General features: G+C 32.5%; 22 protein-coding genes. 2 read left to right on the top strand and 20 right to left on the bottom strand.

Annotation, left to right across the window (positions count from 1 at the left end; all coding sequences use genetic code 11):
* Positions 1-1560 carry a DUF3945 domain-containing protein gene (locus BACPLE_RS03930; protein WP_007559152.1) on the bottom strand — a complete coding sequence of 520 codons (1560 nt, stop codon included), beginning with the start codon at positions 1558-1560 and terminating at the stop codon, positions 1-3.
* 1 nt (position 1561) lies between these two features.
* A complete protein-coding gene (locus tag BACPLE_RS03925; protein WP_029425721.1) occupies positions 1562-2281 on the bottom strand; it encodes a DUF4099 domain-containing protein in 720 nt (239 codons plus the stop codon).
* Positions 2282-2321: 40 nt separating this feature from the next.
* On the opposite strand from BACPLE_RS03925, the gene BACPLE_RS03920 reads away from it, so the two are divergent.
* Complete coding sequence (locus tag BACPLE_RS03920; protein ID WP_007559149.1) at positions 2322-2987, top strand: M23 family metallopeptidase; 666 nt, start codon at positions 2322-2324, stop codon at positions 2985-2987.
* Positions 2988-3033: 46 nt separating this feature from the next.
* Here the strand turns inward: BACPLE_RS03920 and BACPLE_RS03915 are convergent, their stop codons facing one another.
* From BACPLE_RS03915 to BACPLE_RS03820, 18 genes are all read right to left on the bottom strand, one after another.
* Positions 3034-3900 (bottom strand): zeta toxin family protein, encoded by an 867-nt coding sequence (locus BACPLE_RS03915; RefSeq protein WP_007559145.1) that lies wholly within the window; start codon positions 3898-3900, stop codon positions 3034-3036.
* The gene (locus BACPLE_RS03910; RefSeq protein ID WP_005647331.1) at positions 3887-4147 is read right to left on the bottom strand and encodes a hypothetical protein; all 261 of its coding nucleotides are present in this window, start codon (positions 4145-4147) and stop codon (positions 3887-3889) included. The genes BACPLE_RS03915 and BACPLE_RS03910 overlap by 14 nt, the downstream gene beginning before the upstream one ends.
* 21 nt (positions 4148-4168) lie before the next feature.
* Positions 4169-4648 carry a DUF3990 domain-containing protein gene (locus tag BACPLE_RS03905; RefSeq protein WP_005647329.1) on the bottom strand — a complete coding sequence of 160 codons (480 nt, stop codon included), beginning with the start codon at positions 4646-4648 and terminating at the stop codon, positions 4169-4171.
* Positions 4645-5094, bottom strand: coding sequence for a DUF3791 domain-containing protein (locus BACPLE_RS03900; RefSeq protein ID WP_004295329.1), 450 nt, complete (start codon positions 5092-5094; stop codon positions 4645-4647). Before BACPLE_RS03900 ends, BACPLE_RS03905 begins: the two co-directional genes overlap by 4 nt.
* 1118 nt (positions 5095-6212) lie before the next feature.
* Positions 6213-6854 (bottom strand): OmpA family protein, encoded by a 642-nt coding sequence (locus BACPLE_RS03885; protein ID WP_007559135.1) that lies wholly within the window; start codon positions 6852-6854, stop codon positions 6213-6215.
* A gap of 2 nt (positions 6855-6856) precedes the next feature.
* On the bottom strand, positions 6857-7516 hold the full coding sequence (locus BACPLE_RS03880; RefSeq protein ID WP_007559134.1) for a hypothetical protein: 660 nt from the start codon (positions 7514-7516) through the stop codon (positions 6857-6859).
* Positions 7517-7518: 2 nt separating this feature from the next.
* On the bottom strand, positions 7519-8022 hold the full coding sequence (locus tag BACPLE_RS03875) for a hypothetical protein (RefSeq protein WP_007559132.1): 504 nt from the start codon (positions 8020-8022) through the stop codon (positions 7519-7521).
* 12 nt (positions 8023-8034) lie between these two features.
* Positions 8035-8874 (bottom strand): conjugative transposon protein TraN, encoded by an 840-nt coding sequence (gene traN, locus BACPLE_RS03870; RefSeq protein ID WP_004295380.1) that lies wholly within the window; start codon positions 8872-8874, stop codon positions 8035-8037.
* A 1-nt stretch (position 8875) separates the two neighbouring features.
* The gene (gene traM, locus BACPLE_RS03865) at positions 8876-9985 is read right to left on the bottom strand and encodes a conjugative transposon protein TraM (RefSeq protein ID WP_007559128.1); all 1110 of its coding nucleotides are present in this window, start codon (positions 9983-9985) and stop codon (positions 8876-8878) included.
* A gap of 3 nt (positions 9986-9988) precedes the next feature.
* On the bottom strand, positions 9989-10420 hold the full coding sequence (locus BACPLE_RS03860; protein WP_007559125.1) for a hypothetical protein: 432 nt from the start codon (positions 10418-10420) through the stop codon (positions 9989-9991).
* A complete protein-coding gene (gene traK / locus BACPLE_RS03855) occupies positions 10420-11034 on the bottom strand; it encodes a conjugative transposon protein TraK (protein ID WP_005647312.1) in 615 nt (204 codons plus the stop codon). The genes BACPLE_RS03860 and traK overlap by 1 nt, the downstream gene beginning before the upstream one ends.
* A gap of 32 nt (positions 11035-11066) precedes the next feature.
* Positions 11067-12089: a plasmid transfer protein gene (locus tag BACPLE_RS03850; protein WP_007559121.1), complete on the bottom strand. Its 1023-nt coding sequence runs from the start codon at positions 12087-12089 to the stop codon at positions 11067-11069.
* Positions 12082-12738: a hypothetical protein gene (locus BACPLE_RS03845; protein WP_007559119.1), complete on the bottom strand. Its 657-nt coding sequence runs from the start codon at positions 12736-12738 to the stop codon at positions 12082-12084. Before BACPLE_RS03845 ends, BACPLE_RS03850 begins: the two co-directional genes overlap by 8 nt.
* A 1-nt stretch (position 12739) precedes the next feature.
* Positions 12740-13414, bottom strand: coding sequence for a hypothetical protein (locus BACPLE_RS03840; RefSeq protein ID WP_004295374.1), 675 nt, complete (start codon positions 13412-13414; stop codon positions 12740-12742).
* 10 nt (positions 13415-13424) lie between these two features.
* A complete protein-coding gene (locus BACPLE_RS03835) occupies positions 13425-16265 on the bottom strand; it encodes a TraG/VirB4 family ATPase (RefSeq protein WP_007559115.1) in 2841 nt (946 codons plus the stop codon).
* A 5-nt stretch (positions 16266-16270) separates the two neighbouring features.
* Entirely contained in the window at positions 16271-16570 is a 300-nt protein-coding gene (locus BACPLE_RS03830; protein WP_004295371.1) for a hypothetical protein, read from the bottom strand.
* A 1-nt stretch (position 16571) separates the two neighbouring features.
* Positions 16572-16886 carry a DUF4134 domain-containing protein gene (locus tag BACPLE_RS03825; RefSeq protein WP_004295370.1) on the bottom strand — a complete coding sequence of 105 codons (315 nt, stop codon included), beginning with the start codon at positions 16884-16886 and terminating at the stop codon, positions 16572-16574.
* A gap of 19 nt (positions 16887-16905) precedes the next feature.
* A complete protein-coding gene (locus BACPLE_RS03820) occupies positions 16906-17247 on the bottom strand; it encodes a hypothetical protein (RefSeq protein ID WP_007559113.1) in 342 nt (113 codons plus the stop codon).
* Positions 17248-17392: 145 nt separating this feature from the next.
* On the opposite strand from BACPLE_RS03820, the gene BACPLE_RS03815 reads away from it, so the two are divergent.
* On the top strand, positions 17393-17986 hold the full coding sequence (locus tag BACPLE_RS03815; RefSeq protein ID WP_007559111.1) for a recombinase family protein: 594 nt from the start codon (positions 17393-17395) through the stop codon (positions 17984-17986).
* The last annotated feature ends 354 nt before the right edge of the window (positions 17987-18340 follow it).

Raw genomic sequence — 18340 nt, 5'->3', positions numbered from 1 at the left:
TTATAGTTTCATTGTTGGAGTATCATTATTTTTTCCGTAGGTTCTACCATATCCGAGAATAGATGCTTCTTGCTTCGCTGTTGCTTTAATAGAACTATCTATTTTATCCATTTGGGTAGATATTTGTTCTCCGACAGTTTGTTTAGTAGCTTCCCTAGAGCTGGAATATGTTTTTTCTACTTCCTTGTAAGAAGCATAATCTTTAGAAAGTTTATGTTTCTCTAAAAAGGCAGCCATTTCGGTGGGTTTATCTTTAAAAATTTCATCAATCCCTTTAGCTCCTTTTTGGGCTACAAACTCTAATCTTTCTTTATCAGATATATATCTTTCTTTCCCTATTGTTTGTTCTTTCTTTTCAGTCGCTTTAATTTCTATAGTATTTGCATCTTTGATTGATAATCCATTTCTGGCATTCAAATCTAGTTTTACTTTTGCAGCTTTGTTTAGTTCCTCGTTTACAATGGTAATTTCTTTTCCATTTTTGAGATTTTCTTGCTGCATAGGAGTAAGCTCTATTCCTCCAAGTTTTTGGGGAATATGAATGTCTTTTGCTTTTATTGATACTATCTCATTAGTATCTTTGTCACGTTGGTGCAATGTTCTTTCTCCTTTTGAATTAGTCTTTACTACGACATTATCAGCTTTTAGGGCTTTTATTTCATCCTTAGTAAAGGATAAATCATTTTTTATTTCTTGTCGTTTAGGAATGAGCAAGATAGCAATCCCAGCGATTGGGTAAACTACTGTAATAGCTGCGATTGCTAGTTTTCTAGCATTGATACCATCAATTTTGATGCGTTTACCTTCTTCTTTGAAATCAATTTCGTTGGTTTTTAATTTAGATTTATTTTCAGGTGTATTCTCGGCTGTTATATATTTAAGAGTTGTTGCTTTCCCCTCAAAATGGAGTTTTCCATTTTCTGTTTTATAAGACACTTTTTCATTGTCTAGAAGTGTTCTATTACCGGGAGTATCTTCAATGGAAAAATTTAGCATACCTGTTTTTTTCCCATTTTTGATGTTTGCAATATCTTCGGGGCTTAAATTTTCCGGTTTAACTCCTACTTCATTAAACTTGTTCCAGTCTATATCAACATATGAACCTTTACCATCTAGGGTTTGGTTTTGTTCATAAGCATATCGATAAAGGTCTTCTCCTTTATATGCAATTTTATTTTCAAGGTCAATGACTGTAAATCCGTCTTTATATCCTTCATTCTTGTTAGTACCTTGTTTTATATCATCCCATTTTATAATTGCAACATTGTGGTTTTCTCGTAAATATTGGCTATATTCTTGGAAATTATTGCTAGCTTGTTCTTTATCAAAGAAACTGATTATTCTTTCTTTAGATTGCTCTAATAAAGATTCTCTATTATCTCCTAAATTGCCAAGTTTAAGTGTATTCAGTGGATAAGTATATGTTTCATTACCTTTGGAAAAGGTAATATCACCATTCCGATATTCTTCTGAATATCCAAGAATTGCTGCTATTGCTCGGAATTGTCCGGCATTTTCATAACTATATTGCAAAGCTTCAAATTTTTTCTTTTCTTCCATTTTATAATTTGAATTTATGTTCTACTTTAGATTGCGATTCATTTCCAAGTGTTGTTTTTTGTCCTTTCATGTATTCTATATATTCATTTCTGTTTTTATCAGTATGAATAGTTCCTATAATTTGTGGGTTATGCCGGTCATAAGCTATTTTCTGTTTCTGCTCGAAGTCTAGGAATTTTATTCCTCTTGGATTATTTAAATCTAATCTTATGGCAATTTTTTCTTTGTCAACATTCAAAATTAATTCCTTACCTGATTTTAGAGTTTCCTTTTGTTGCTTATCCAGCTCAACACCTTTTATGTTTGAAGGTATTGAAATACTTTTGATTTTTGTTTTAAGCAATTCGTTTGTTTCAGGGTCTAATTGTACGAGATATTTTTCATTGTTAATAGTTTTTGTTATTATCTCGTTATCTTGAAGTCGTTCTAACTCCTTTGGTTTAAGGTTTATATCATTCATTATTTCTGGTCTGACTGGATGAACTTTAACGCCAGCATTGTTGCTATCTTTCCAGTACAAACTTATTTTTCCTTTCATACTTATTTCTTCTCCATTATTATCGTGAAAAGAAAGGTCTAGTAAACTGGTTCTCTTTCCAGATAATAGAGCTGTGATATTTGCCTTATCCAAAGACCATATCTGTTTTTTTGATATTCCTATTAGTTCTAATTCTTTATATGGAATATCATTTTCATTAAAAATAGCTTGCTTTTTATCCATGTAATGTATATTTTTGCTCAAAAGTAATAAAAATATCAATATGAAGAATAAATTTATCATGTTTTTTACTTATTCATTGTTTTTTTCAGTGAATGGCTACTGTCAGTTTAATACGGTATTACAGAAAAAGGATATTCCTAAAGCGGAACCTGTATTAGCAACGACAGAAAATAAATTGATAGAAGAAAAAGAAAAGGCTGTTGTCGTCAATGATGCTTTGACTACAGAACGACTTGCATACTGGAAGCAAAGAAGGTATTTATCTTTGCCCATTGATTCAATGGTGATAACTTCCCATTATGGTAAAAGAAAAGACCCATTTACTGGAAAAATAGCAAATCATAGAGGGATAGACCTTAAAGGCAACAACGACTATGTTTATTCGATAATGCCGGGAATGGTTGTAAAAACAGGAAAAAATAAAGGGTTGGGCAATTATGTAGAAGTGCGTCATGGTGATTTTACTTCTATCTATGGGCATTTATACAGTGTGCTTGTAAATGCGAAACAAGCTGTTGAAGCTGGGCAACCAATAGGCATTAGTGGAAGTACCGGGCGCAGCACAGGAGAACACTTACATTTTCAAATGGAATACAAAGATAAAACTATAGACCCTAAGCCAATTCTTGATTATATTAATGAGGTAATCAGAACCGTTAAAGGACAAATTTCACAGCAAATAGATAATGAGTTAAGACGCAAATAAATAGAAAAAGAGGATTGGAAAAGCCAGTCCTCTCTTTTTGGAAGAATCAGAAGAAACCTTTTTTTAATCCTTTTTCTTGTCTTTGAACTTTTTCTAGTGAAGATTGAAGTTGTGACAGAGCTTCTTTCATTCCTTTTTTTACTTCAGGATTCGTTACGGATTCAATAAGCTCTTTTCCTCTTTGAATGTTAGTGTTAAGTATTTCTTTATTCTTCATCTGTTTTGAACGACTTTCATCTATAAAAATAGATGGCATACTTTTGCAACTCCATTCACCATTTACTAGATTGAAATCTTTAATTCTTTCTTTCGCTAAGTAGGTGTGGATAGAAATCTTATCTACAGCCTTATCACTGTATAATTGATTTGCAGATTTCATTAGTCCATTTACGGCTTTGTTATGTGAATCAATATCGGCTAATCGTCCTTGTCCTTTACTTAGTACTTCTTCTTGATACCTGTTGTAAAGTCCTAGTTGGGTAAACTCCTTGGGGGCTGCAATAATATATGCTTCAACTCTAAATCCTGCATCTTTAAATTTTTGTGCTGTCTTTAAAGGTACATCTGGATTTCTCATAGTTCCTTCTATAATAATATTGCATTTCCGTTTAATGGCTTCTTCTATTAGTCTTTCTGTAAAAACGCTAGAAAAAATCTGGGTTTCAATGGGGTATTTAATAGGGTCTTTTATTAGTTCCTTATTGGGGTGAAACTGTCTGTAAAGGTCACCATTAACAGTGAGAAAATCTAAGTTAGGATGGTCTTTCTTTGCAACATTTATAAGAGTGCTTTTTCCGCAAGCTGGTTGTCCACCTAAGATTATAGCAATAGGCTTTTGTGATGATATATTGATGTCCTCAAATAAGCCATCTTTTTTTTGTTCAAAGATGGCTTCTACTTCATAGCGTTGCATAATATGCTTTCAATTTAGGTGCGTAATAGTTTTGTATCTTATCCATGACTGATAAGCGCACATTTTCAGAAACTTCAAACTGCAACAATCCATTTGCTATTTTTTCTTCTGTGTTGAGAACAGAAAGTTCTTTTTGCAGTATTTTTTTTCTGTTTTCATCCTTCTCTTCTGATATTTCATCTATCTTCATCATGCGGAGTGTCCCGATAATGTCGAGCGCAACATCCAAGCTCATTTCTTTATTCATGGTTCATTATAGTTTTATGATTTATACTTCAATAGATTCTGTGAATTTTAATAATGGAATAACTTTCACTGTATGAAATGAAAGTTGGTTAAAAAGCTTATGGGTCTTTAGCATTTCAATCGCTGCATCAGCCGTAACAACACCTTGTTCATAAAGCCGGATTGTTGCATATAACTGGTCATTGGCAACGGGTCCCATTATTAAATCATAGCTGTTTTTTCCTTTTCCTCTGCGGTTATTAACTACAAACTCCAGCCACTCTTTTGTAGCCCCATCAAATCGAAGGACTGAAAACTCTCTATCAAGAATATTATCGGGGACTTCATAAACTGAAACGACCGCTTTTTTACCATGTTCCCGATTTCTTTTGAGTATTGCCCACTTCTTAGCCTGTTCAAAATTAGTTGTCGTATAGAATCCTTTTCCAAAGTCAGTAGCTTTACGCCCTTTCTGTATATTAGGGGATTTGACGGTAACTGTTGAGCCGTGATATAGTTTCATGCCTTTTTATTGATATAAGTTATTATAGTATCTAATATATACTCTGTATCTTGTGTGTGCAGCATTTCAAAATTTTCATATAGAAATTCAAAAACGCCATGATTGGAAAACAGCAAAAGAGTTTCTTTAGCACTTATATTTTTAGTTTCCCTGTAATTTTCAGCACAAAACATTTGAAAAAGCAATATCTTTGGATTGTCCTTTTGTACTTTCTTCTGTTCTGTTTTCTCTTTTTCTAATGCTTCATAAAGTGATAATGTACTTGAATACCATAGTTTTGTGTTCTCGTCCAATAATGCCTTGTACAAATTGGAAGAATATATATAGTATAACGCATCTTCTAAAGGTAGCGTTTTTCTTTTCATGACTGTATCAACCAATTCTCTCATAACAAATGGGAGCATAGCCGAACCAAGTTCATTTTGATATGTTTGATTAGTTTCCATAACTATTTATTTTCTAATTTTATATAGCTATCTTGCTGATGTCTTTAGCAAAGATAGAGAAAAAACAATCATCATAGACCTATTGTATTGATTAGTTTGTAAATAGGTTCTTTGTATTTCTTTAGATTTTTAATTTGTATAACATACTTATTGATTCCTAACTCATTAAAGATTTCTGCGTACATTTTTATTATGGATTTTCTGTAGTAGATGGTTAATCCTACTATTGCAATGCAAATAAAAATCAAATAGACTAGTTCACTATACGCATAGATTGCTAATACAAAAATTCCACCCATAGCCCATAAAAAGCTACTTAAAAGAAATCTTAAGATATTCATGATTTTGTTTGCTGTTCTTTATACTGGCAGCCAAACCAGCTTTAAAAGTTTATTTATCTCTTTATTTTCAATACTCAAAGATAGTAATTTTCTATAAATGTCGCAAATAATAGGACAATTATTTTTGTTAAAAATGGTTTTAGGTTTATAGACTGCCGAAGTTTTATTTTTCCCTAAAGTTTTTGGTATCATAATAATGTTCTCTTATCGTCCATGCCGGGCAGAACCCGGAAAAGTACGGTATCAAATACCTTCCCGGTTTCTCTCCAGTGCAGGCAGAAAAGGTATCAATTAGATGCAATCCTTTTGCTGATGGGCGATAGTTCCTGAATGGTGTCGGTATCGTTTCTTTTATGATGCAGCCGTTTTTCTGTATTCAGATATAGAGAGAAACGACACAAAGAACTTTAGGGAAAAGAAGATTCTTCGTGTTGCTCTTTCTGGAAGTGGAGTATATTAATCATATATTATATGTTTATAGGTTCATATATTATATATTCATATATTATTTATATATAGTGTTTTCTCTTTGTTCTTTTTCCCTAATGTTTTATGGTATCAATTTTTTGTGTCCGGCTTCCGGCAGCTTTTTGTATTTGGTATCAAAAGGTCGTTCTGCAGGGTGTGCCAGGAATGATAATTCGGTATCATTTCATCATGCCATGTTTGCCCATCAGTGCCGGAACTCCGAAAAGTACGGTATCAATTTCTTTCCAGACTATAAAACAAAGACCGAGAGTTTTACCTCCCGGTCTTTGTTAATAGAAATCTCTCTTTTTAATATTCATCATTTGTGATAAATATTTCTACTCTCCTATTTTTAGCACGTCCAGCTTCACTTGTATTGTCTGCAATGGGTTCGCTATATCCTTTTCCATCTTCTGTTATGTTGTTTGTTTCTATACCAGCGGTTCTAAGGTAATTTCCTACTGCTGCTGCTCTATTTTTAGAAAGTATGATATTGTATTGTTTTTCTCCTATATTGTCAGTATGCCCAATTATTTTAATCTTAGTATTGGGTATTTCACTAATGATATTACATAAGTCAGAAAGCATTTTTTGAGCTTCTTCATTTAATTCATATGAATCAAATTTGAATAGGATTTCACTTTGAGCTGTTGCTTTAAACTGTTCTTTTCCATTTTTATCTTTATAGCTGGAGATTGATAAGCCATCAATAGCTTTTAGTTTATTTCTTCTAGCTTCTATCTTTTCTTGGATAGCTTTATCTCTTTCCTCTTTAACTAATTTTGCACTTCCACCAACTATTGAAGCGGTTGAATAGTTACTATTATTTTCTATCATGTCTTTTTCTTTGTCGCTTAGTTCAGCGTTACTGAAAGTTATCATATGCGTTGAAGTACATGCGGTAAAAAATGTAACAACGAAGGCTGCTAGTATAATTATTTTCTTTTTCATGATTATCTTATTGCTATAATAGGTCTGATTTTAAATGAATTTCTTTTGCTTGTACTGGTTGCTCTTCCTTTTGTTAATGAAGAAATTAGTGCAAACACTTTAGGAGTATCTTTTCCTGCTCCATCTTCTGTAGAACTCCAGTACCAACCATCAAAGTGCGTTCCTCCAATGATTGAGAAAGAAGAATATACCTTTTCAAGATTATTAGAGATTGCTTTGTTTTGTGCGATAGAGCCAATAAACCAACCTGTAACACCTTTTGGTGCGTATTCTATAGCTTTTTGAGCTGCTGGATAAGCTAAACTATCTTTTATAGCAAAGTTCATTATTGCGGCAGTATTAGCTGCTCCATCAAAGCTGTTTTCATCTTCCGAAACATTAGCTATATCCTCGTCTGTATCTATTAAAGGATTTTCTTCTAAATCTTCTAATGAAACGGCATAAGCGGTTTCTTTTATATCAGGATTATTCCCATCATTACACCAAAATACAACTCCAATGGCTTCTTTTTCATTGGGTGAAAAAAGTGAGGGATGCACTATACTTCCATCACTACATAAGATACTACCCGGCTGTAATGATGTGTCTATAATATCTTCGTGTTTTGTACATGATGATATTACCCCTATAATGGATAATAGAATTATATATATTTTTTTCATACTTAATTATTTATTGGAAATTTGACACCTACTAATAATCCATTTCGGAAATGGTCACGTGTCCAAAAGACAAAATCATTTTTTTGCATTACAAAGACTTGCATTCCATTTCTAAATGAATAGCTATATTCTAAACCTATATCAATGGAAGCCTGAAACCCTTTTCTGTTAGCTCCTAAATCTGCTCCAAACCGCCATCTTAAATTACTGTTTTTGCCTCGTGAGATTGTAGGTTTATATGCTGCACCTATGCCGAATGTTTTATAGCTCCAGAAACTATCAGAGCATACCTTATTACATACCGGGCATTTATCATATGCTGTAGCTAAATCAATATATAGTTCATAAGCATTGTGATATTTACCTTCAAACTCCAGCCCTACAACTGCATTGACGGTATTTTTCCATTGCCAACCTCCTGAAATATTAAAAAACTTATCACCATCACCAGCCATTGACTTTAGGGAAAAAAATAAGGTGATAACAAGAAATGCTATTCTTTTCATAATCGTAAAATTTTATTCAGTAAAAGCATCTGCATGAAGAATGTCTGCATAATCAATTCTTAATGTTATAGTACGTCCTGAAATCTGTTTTTCAGATATTTCTATGGTAAGAACTTTTTCGTCTGGGAAAGTAAATTTTTCAAAGACAAAAATATTTCGATAGTTCTTCTTGAAAACAAGATTCTTATTAACTTGCATCAATGGAAGTATTTCTATAGATTGAAAATTAGTAGCCTTTGTTTGTTTTTTATCTTCTATTTTGAAGCGTATTTGGTCTATATCATATCGTATTTTTGTTTTATTAATCATAGAAATATCAATAAAGAAATACTTATCTAATGTGTAGATATTGTTTAGTACAATTTTCATTAGGTTACTTTTACTGGAAACATCATAGAATTTATTTTTTGAAATAAACATTCTATGTGCGTAATCATACATTTGTGCTTTGGTTAAGTTCACTTCTGGATTCATATAGCTACGTAAATCAGCATAAGGGATATTAAAGCGAGTGTATGCTTTTGCTAAATCGCTACTATATACTAGCATATATTGTACGAAAAATCTTTCTGTAACAATGGTGATAACTCCACTAGCTCCTTCTTTTGTGGGCTTTATTCTAAGAGAGTTACCAGTAGGAATATCGCCAACAATATCATTGACTGATATATCAACATATTTTATATCTTCCATAGCTATAAAATGCGTTGAAACATCTTTGTTGACGTATATAACCTTTAGTTCTTCTGGGTTTTCACCTGCAAGCTCGATGTTTTCTCCAATAGGGGTGTTCTGTGCATTTCCTGTAATAACAGAAACCATTGTGCATAATGCAATAAAAATCTTTCTCATATTATTGTTCTTTATCTTTGTTGTTTACTAAAAAAACTTGTGTGTTATATTTTAATTTGGCTTTGTTTTTTTTGATGTTTTTGGAAAGAGCTTGGGTTGTACTACGGTAAGCATCTTGTAAAGCACCTAAAGCGAATTGTTCTACTCCTTCTGATTGGCTGTTCATTTGTATAGTTTGGCTTCCTATTTGCGCTCCAACATCTTTACTCAAATCTCTAAAAGCTGATGAAGGAACAAAGAAACCTTCTTGTCCGTCATTATCATATACAGATAAATCTACTTTCATTTGTCTGCCATCAACCATTATAGAGGAAATATTAATGTGTACTCTTTGAGCTTTAAAGCCAGATACATTCCCATATAGGTAAGTGCCTTTAGTTAAAAGAGCGTCATTAATCATTATATCATCTAGAAGCCGTATGCGTACTCGGCTACCATCTGTTACTTTTAAAGTTTCATCTAATATAGCTGTGATTAGTGAAGTTTTTTGTTCTTTCCCTACAGTATTAAAATATACTTCTGCGGGATTTTTCGCTTTTACAACTTCTATAGCCTTTTCTTTTGGCTTTTCATCTTGTTTTTTTTGAGGTGTTCTAGGACGTGGATTTTGTAATGAATCTATATAAGCCATTTGCATTTTAAAAAGCTCCATTTCTTCTTGCATCTTGGATTTTTCAGGAGCTTTCCTAGTTTCTGTTTGACTTGATTCATCTATAGTAGGAAATCCTTTTATTTGTTGTTCCAATTCCTTTTCTCGGATTCTAGAAGCTTGATTTAAACTGTCAATTTGCCTTATTTCATCATTGGAGTAAAGAGAACCAGAACTTTCAATTTCGCTAACTTCTTCTTCTTTATCTATGGTTTGTATTGATGAATAATCAGAAGATTTATTGAAAGCTCCTTTGAGTGATTCAAATTTACTTTTTATCTCTCTTTTTTCTAAATTAGCATCAGGAATATCAAGATTTAATTCTTCCGTTTCTACTAATGTAGTTTCTTCTGCTGGGGCAGAGTTTATCATATCCTTAACTAGCCATCCTATCCCTAGAATAAAAGGTAGGATGAGTATCGGAATGATGTACTTAGGCTTTTTAATATCAATCTGTTTCATACGCTATTTATTTAATTTATTGTATAAATTTTTTATTCGTATAGTGTCTTCTGGAGTTAATTTCCCATTTTTTCTTAGCTCATTAATTTCATTTTGCATTTTAATCACTTCTAACAAGTCGTGAACTCCTACTTGTTTTTTTTGTAGGGTACTATCAATGTTAATTTGTACTTTGCTTTTTTCTTCGTTGAAAACTTGCATTGGCTTTCTTTCTGGACGCATTACTAATGATAGAATTGTGACGAAAGAAAGGAATGAAATCGTAATTCCAAACATAGCTTTACGGTGTATATCAGCCCACGCCAATAAGCGTTCACAAGCGTTATTAACTCCGAACTTTTGAAATATTTTAGTAAGAAGAACAACTGTAGCTTGCTCGGCTTTAGTCTTGATACTTTCTTTTCTATCATTCTTTTTATGTTTAAACAGTTTCATTAGAAATTCTTTTTTACTTTATAATCTAGGTCTTTGTTTAGTATCGTTTTCCAATCTGTGATAATAAGTCCATGAGGATTATTTTCAGTACGTGGAATTTGTCTTAATTTCCCTGTAGTTACAAGTTGCCTTTTTAGAATAGAGGTTTCTCGCTCTATACGTTGGATGCCATAGTACTCAAAAGATAGGTTGTTCATGTCCACCTTGATACTATCTGTCATAATTGTTACTGTTGCAGAACTCGCTAATATGGTGTTGAAATATCCTTTTTCTTTTAAATTATTATATTGTTTTAATCCGCTATCATCAATTAGATACATGGCTTTTTCCATGTTGTATTTTATAAATTCATCGTCTGGTGGTAATGTGAAAAATAAAGTGTGGAATAGATTTATGTGGCTCTTACATTCGACTTCCAAGTTGACTTCTGTACCAGTTTGTTTTACTAGTACAGGGACATCATTATCCAAAACATATATTTTTTTTCTTTCAGCTTTTACTAAAGAGAAACAAAAGGCTAGTACCATACCTGAAATAACTATACTAGTTGCAAAACAGCCAATGGATAAAATTCCGGCTAATTTGATTTTATTTTCTAAGTTTTTAATAATCATGATTATGTGAATTTAAAATTTAATGAATCTTTTTACATAGCTGCACTGGCTCCACCTGTAGCCGGAGCTGCTACAGCTTTGGTTGCGATGGCTGCTCCTCCAACCATGCCTCCTACTGCTTGCCCTACTCCAGTTGTACTTACAATCCATGTAGAAACAAAAGGTATTGTAAGCATGGCAAATGCTCCAAGTAATGCTGTAAGAAGGAAGCTATTGACACCTCCAGAGGTCATTCCGACATACATGACAAATGCAGCTTCATTTCTAAGCGCATATTCTAAAATTTCAATTTCTCTTTCTATCCCATATTGCATTACTACTAAAGAAATTGATAATACTATATATGCAATACATGAATATAAACTAACACTGACAAAACGAGCTATCCATTGTATATAAGCATCCCGAAATGCAGGTAAAACAGAGAATGCAAAAGCTAGTGGACCAAGAATAACTAATATTCCTGTGAATATGATTTGTAGGAAAAAGACAAAATAGGTACATACTTGCCAAAAAGTAACGACAATAAATTCAATGATATTAAACATTATCATTTTAACCTTAGCGACTACATATACATATAATCCAGCTATCTTGTCTCCAATAGCTGAGAAGTCTATACTAAAATCATACCATTTCTTATCCTTAACTTCATTTTCGGCTCTTTCAACTTCTAATGAAGTATGTAATAACTCTACTGCTACGCTATCAATGAGTGCATATCTATTACGAGAAAGTAATTCTACTTCTTCTATCTGATTCGTAAACATAGCCTTGCTTCGTGCTGTTAATAACTCTCCGGGATAACTGATTAGATTAATAAAGGGAATCCAGAACATAAGAACCAATCCCAGTGCGAATGGACGCAATAACGGGATAATCTCTAATTTTTTATCTCCACTCATCATTTTGAAGCTTTCTACTCCAAAATATAACAACATAAAGATTGCTGCCAATGCTTGTGCATCCGCAATAAATTCTCCGAATAGAACAGTTGTTTTATCTCTTAGTCCATCAAATAATTCAAATAAGAATTTATCTATTAACTCATTCATGGCTCATTATTGTTTTATTTATATTATTCAATCTTGTTATTAATGAAAGAACCTCTATTAGTTCTTTATCAAAATCTAAATAGGCTTCCCTTTTTTTAGAGTTACTCATATGTGAATCATGGATTATATCTATGTTCTTTTTTATTCTAGTAACTTCATCAGTTATAACTTCAACATGTTCTTTATTACCGCCATTAGAAGAATATTCGACAAGTTTTTTATTTATATCATTAAGAATATCATTTCTACGATTTTTAGTTAAAGTATATTGATAATCAATTTCTTTATCTCCAAATTTGAAGAGTTCCTGTCTATATATGGTATCAACATTATACCCTTCTTTTTCTGTTTCTGATTTATTGTACTCTACGGCTGCCATCATGGGAATTTCTTGTAACTGGAAATTACGTCTATCTTCCTTCCCGTATTTGTCGTGTAACCCTAAGCCCGGCAAAGGAATTTTAATACCCAAAACCTTTTTATACCATATCCAGTAATGATACCATTCTGGTTGTAGTCGTACTCTATCCATAAATTCCATATTATTAAGCACGCTCCATTTCCCTTTATCCTTTACAGGCATTTGGGAATAGGTATTAGAAGTACCAATAATCAACATTAGGGAAAAAAATAAAAGCACTCTTTTCATATTATCTTTTAGGTTTTACTTTATAATTCTGTAATAAATCATCAACTAATTTTGAACGATTATCTTTGTATTTAAATACCCCCGGAGCTAATGTTTGTAATACTCCATTTCTTTTTGCTGTTTTCATCTGTCGGCATACAGCGTATGCTATACCTCTCATGTTTCTTAGTTCATTAATAACATACTTAAGCAAGTCTATTCTTTGCTTATTATCCATAAGGTTTACATCTGTCCCGACAATAGCGACCTGATAAATGTATTGTGTCAAATCCGCAGTGCGATTTACTAATTCTAGCTCTGTTTTTGCTGACACCAATAATAAAGCCGGGTCACCTACAGCAAGTTCAACCATTTGTTTTTGATATTTACCAATATCTGCTGCAATATCAGTGCAGTAGATAATATCTTTTCCTGTTTTTATGATGGCTTCTACAGATTTTAGGCTATTATAAAATTTGCTTTGGAAAAATTCAATCTGAACCATTTTTTCACTGATTTGTTTTTGTATAAGGCTTATTTGAGCTTCATTCTCTTTCACTTTAGAGAAAGAAGTATGTTGCACCTTATGATTAGCTATAAGTGTTTCCATACAGGTTATATCCAAGACTGCCTTTTGCGAATATGCAACTTGGGTTAAAGTAGATGCTACCACTAAAATAAATAGGATTTTCTTCATGATATTATCTTTAACGGTTTGTAATCCATTTGTATTTATCTAGGATATACTTATATAATGGTTGTTCCCCTATGATGTTAAGTATATCTTTTAGGCTTCCATCATCGGAGTGATACCCTAGTACCTTATTGACTTGTAAAACCCAATCCATATTTTTTAATTTGGAAGATTTTAGGTCTATTATAAAATTATCCAATCCTGTTTGGAAACTACCATAAATGATATGATAATATCCAACAGCATCTTTTTCAATTCGTTCTGTAGTAAATGTGAAATATTCGTGTAGAGAAACCTCTACTCCAAATACATTTCCATAATTTCCTCTTTTTATAAATACTTCATTAAACCGATTACGGTTTTCTTTATTGGGAAGTTGATTTATGGTAAATATTTGCTTTTGATTTACTTCCGTTAGGGATAAAAGATTTGCTATTTCTTGATATTTGTCTATAAATTTACTTTGGTCTAATAGGCATATAATATCGGAGTTGCTGATTATAGAGTTTTTGACTACAGGATTACTAATTATGTCCTCCAGTTCTTGAGTAACAACCATTGCCATACCCCAAAATTTACGAACTGTTTTATACAAATAGAGTATATAGCCAGCCATCATAGGGCTAGCTATGGCTTTCCATGCTTCTTCAATTATTAATGCCTTTCTGTTCTTTTTTAATCTCATTTTTTGAATAAAAACGTCCATAATAATTAAGGTTACTATTGGAAATAATTCAGGGTCATCTTTAATTGCATCAATTTCAAAAACTATAAAGGGTTCTTCAAAAAGGGAAGTGTCAAAATCCTCATTAAGAGTTTTTTCTAACTGTCCTCCTTTATAGAATTTTTTTAATAGAAACTTATAGTTAGTAATATCAAAATCAATTTTGTTCTCTTTGCAAATGATAGGTATAATGCGTAGGGAAAATTCGTAGAAAGAGTTAAAAGATAAGCTTTCAACTTTTATTTCTTTCAATATATCTTCCTTCTTCTGGATTCGTCTTTCTATTATAGAAAGTAATCTAGTTTCAGGATTATCAAGCTCTTGGCGTGTAAAGCCTTTTTCGATGAGAATGTTTTGTATCGCTTTTTCTGCGTTGGTTTTTTCTCCGCCTTCTCCTTTTTCTACTAGTTGCTGTAATTTCTCTATTTTTTCGGAAAGTATCTTGCGTTCTTCTTTTTCCCTTTCGTTTTCAAATTCTTCTTCATTGACTTGAAATTCGAGTAGTAAATTTTCACGTATGGCTTCTTTTTCCGCATCTGAATAACCATTAAAGGGATGAAAGTAGAAAGAATAGTATTTTTCTATGGTAATATCCATAATTTCTTCTTCTTGCTTTTTGACCTCACCATTTGCACCTTTCCATATCAGGAAAATTAATGATTTAAGAAAGTTTTTCTTTTCTACATTATACTCTTCTTCAGTAATTCGGAAAGGATTCATAGATATAGGCTTGCTTTCAGAATAAGTAATGTATTTGCCATGATAGTATTCGCACATTCCTGAATAACTATGCCCTGTATCTACCAATACAATATCAGTGTTATCTAAAACCCATTGTCTTACTTTGGAGTTGACATAGAAAGACTTACCAGAACCACTTGGACCTAAAACAAAGAAGTTGGAGTTATTTGTATATTTTTTCTCACCTTCTTTCCCGGACATATCTATTCCAACAGGCAATCCTTGTCTGTCTGTAAAATAAGTAAGAAAAGGGCTGTTTTCTGTTACTTGTAATTTTTCCTTGAACAAAAGACAAATTGCAGCATCGGAAGTTGTTAGAAATTTGTCATAACTGTTTAGGTTGATTGCGTTTCCTGGCAGTGCACATTCGAATAATTCTAATTGGTTGAAGCATTGTTTATTAATAATAATGCCACAATCAAAAAGAGATGTTTCAACATAGTTGATAGCCTTACTAATATCATCAAGACCAGCAAGAATTATATTATAATGTGCATATACAAGCATTTGCCCTTCTCTGGCAATATCCGACTGCACTCGTTCTATGTCTTCTACACATAAATCATTTGCAGGGTCAGGCATTCCTTTATGTTTTTTCTTTTTGCCTTCTAATTTGTTTGCTTCGTTTCGTTGGTCTGGAATATTTATTACTTGATTATAGATAATTGTGTCTATACCTGGTGTATCATGCAAAAAAGAGAGTAAGTCAACAGGAAACCTTAGCCCAATATTGACCTCTTTATATGGTTTTATAACAGAAGGAAAATTAACTTCGTCAATATCTACAAGAGAAATGCACTGTACGTTTTTTTCTCCAATTATAAGATTTTCTTCTCTTGCTTTGATATTTTTTAGGCTTACTGTTTGCTGATTGAAATTGATAGATAGAAATCTTTTTATATATATTTCTATTTCATTTTCATTTAATAGTTTAGCTCTTATTCCTCTGTTAGCGAATAGTCCTAATACTTTTGTGATGTTTCTAATAAAAGTATCAAACCTTCGAGGGTCAAAAGAAAAGAATTTAGACCTTTCTACTTCTCCTGTAATAACAAGATAAGTAGAAATATCAGTATATATTCGTCCTTTAAAATGTTCAAAATAACGATTTGATAAATAGTCGTTCTTCCTATTCTGGGGTGGTAAAAATGATTTTTTACATAGAATATCCTGTTTTTGTATTCTATATCCAGTTCCTAATACTTTGAGGATATTAGTAAATAAGTGGTGAAAATCATAGTAAGCATCCATATCTGCTGAATACTGTATTATAGGATTTTCACATTTAATGATAACAGAATAGTCGCCCCTTCGGTTATAGAATATAGGAGTATTGTCTATTGTTTCAATACCAATATAAGGAGCTTCAAATTCACTTTTCTTTTTCATAAGCTTTATTTTTTTCTATCTCTTATAAAAGTGCGTGATACTATATATATGCCTTTTCGTTTATCTTTCCTGTGAAGCCCTTTTCTTTGTAATTGCGATGTTATTCCTAACCCTCCAAACATAACTATTACAAGAGTTATACCTCCCCACATAAAAGAAGCCAGAGTAGAAACAATAGCACATAAAAGTAAAGCACTAATAATACAAGCTCCACCGATATATATGAACTTGCCTTTAAATCCTTTGAAAATAAGGGGCTTTTGTAGCCCCTTATATACATTGTAACTTGGATACTCTTTCGACATATTAGATTCCGAAGAATGCTTTTACGACAACACCTGATACAACCAGAAAGATACATGACCCCATCCAGCCCATAACAGCCTTTTGTACATCTTGGTCACCAGAGTTCCATTTTAAATAAACTCGCACTGCTCCAACTAATCCTACTAGACCTCCTAGTATCATCATCATGTTTCCTAGGGGGTCCATGTAGGTTGCAAGTTCAGAACTAGCTGCATCAATTCCCGCAGCACCTTGTGCAAAAGTGTTAGTTACTACCATTATGCTAATGGCTAAAGCGAATGCTCTTTGAGCAATTTTTGAAAAAAACTTTTTCATTTGAATAAAAATTAGTTGTTTATTTGTTAAAATTTACGTGTGAAAACATGCTTTTCCCTTTAGCAAGAAGTTGTTCCATTGGAATACCTTGTGTTTCAACTTCCATTTCAATAGATTCATTTACAGATACATAATTCTGTTCAGATTCTTTTTTTTCATCTTCTTTTTCGTATGAGCCTGTTTCAAAATCTTCATCTACAACTTTGTGAGGTATTTCTTCTTCCTCTCCTATTGAAATAATTTCTTCTTCTTCACCTGTATTGGTTTTGCTTTGCTTTAGGAAAGCATCATACAGGATGTTTGCAGCGTAGTAAACTACATAAATGGCAAATACAGCCATGATAAATTGTGAATAACTCATATTCTTAAATTTAAAAGTTTCATTAATCGACCCTTTTTCTGTACTTTTGATTTATAATAGTACTAGAGGTAATAACAGGGGGGAAAGCCCTAGTTTAAAATAGTTTCGCGAATAGTTGAATTTATGAAACTTGGATTTAAATAAAATGGAGATAATAGGCTACGCTCGTGTTTCAACGAGGGAACAGAATTTAGATTTGCAGCTAGATGCTTTAAAAGAAGCCGGATGCAAACTTATATTTGAGGAAAAAGTATCAGGAGTAAAGGATAGACCCGAATTAGATAAAGCCCTTGCATATTTGCGAGAAGGTGATACTTTTGTTATCTGGAAGCTAGATAGATTAGGACGTTCTTTGAAAGATTTAGTTTATATAGTTGATTGTTTGCAGAAAAGAAAAATTGCATTCAAAAGCATAGTTGATGGTATTGATACTAATAGTGCTTTAGGAAGATGTCAATTTGGAATTTTTGCTTCATTGGCTGAATATGAACGTGAAATAATAGTAGAACGAACTAGGGCTGGATTACAAGCTGCAAAAGAACGAGGGAAACTTACGGGACGACCTATAGGGTTATCGGAAGATGCAAAGAGAAAAGCTATAGCAGCAAAGCGTTTATATGAAAATCGGGATTATTCTATAGATGAAATATGTAGAATTTTACACATTGGAAGTAAGGCTACTTTGTATAGGTATTTACGCTATGAAAAAGTAAGATTGATGAATAGAAGAAATAAATAGGGCGTTACCTTTCAGGTCGGGCTTTTCGCTGCAAGTCCTCGCTACGCTGTGGGCTTTCCGCTGCAATCCCTAACGCATTTTCCCACCCACCCTTCTAAGGTATATCCAATGCTTTGCTTTTTTCACCGCTTCTATGAAGCACCTACAAAAGCAAGGCATTGGATATTCGGTTTTATAGACTTCATGTTCCCTAAAGGGAATATTCCGTTTATAAAACCTTATCTCTCACCCAAAATATATAAAACTTTAGGGAAAAGATAATACGTTAAAAATCAGCCGATTATAAACTATTTTTAACAAAAATAATTGTCTTATTATTTGCGACATTTATAGAAAATTACTATCTTTGAGTAT

This window comes from Phocaeicola plebeius DSM 17135, assembly GCF_000187895.1.
Lineage (GTDB): Bacteria > Bacteroidota > Bacteroidia > Bacteroidales > Bacteroidaceae > Phocaeicola > Phocaeicola plebeius.
The sequence above is the reverse complement of the archived record's forward strand: the minus strand, read 5'-3'. Positions and strand labels throughout refer to the sequence as shown.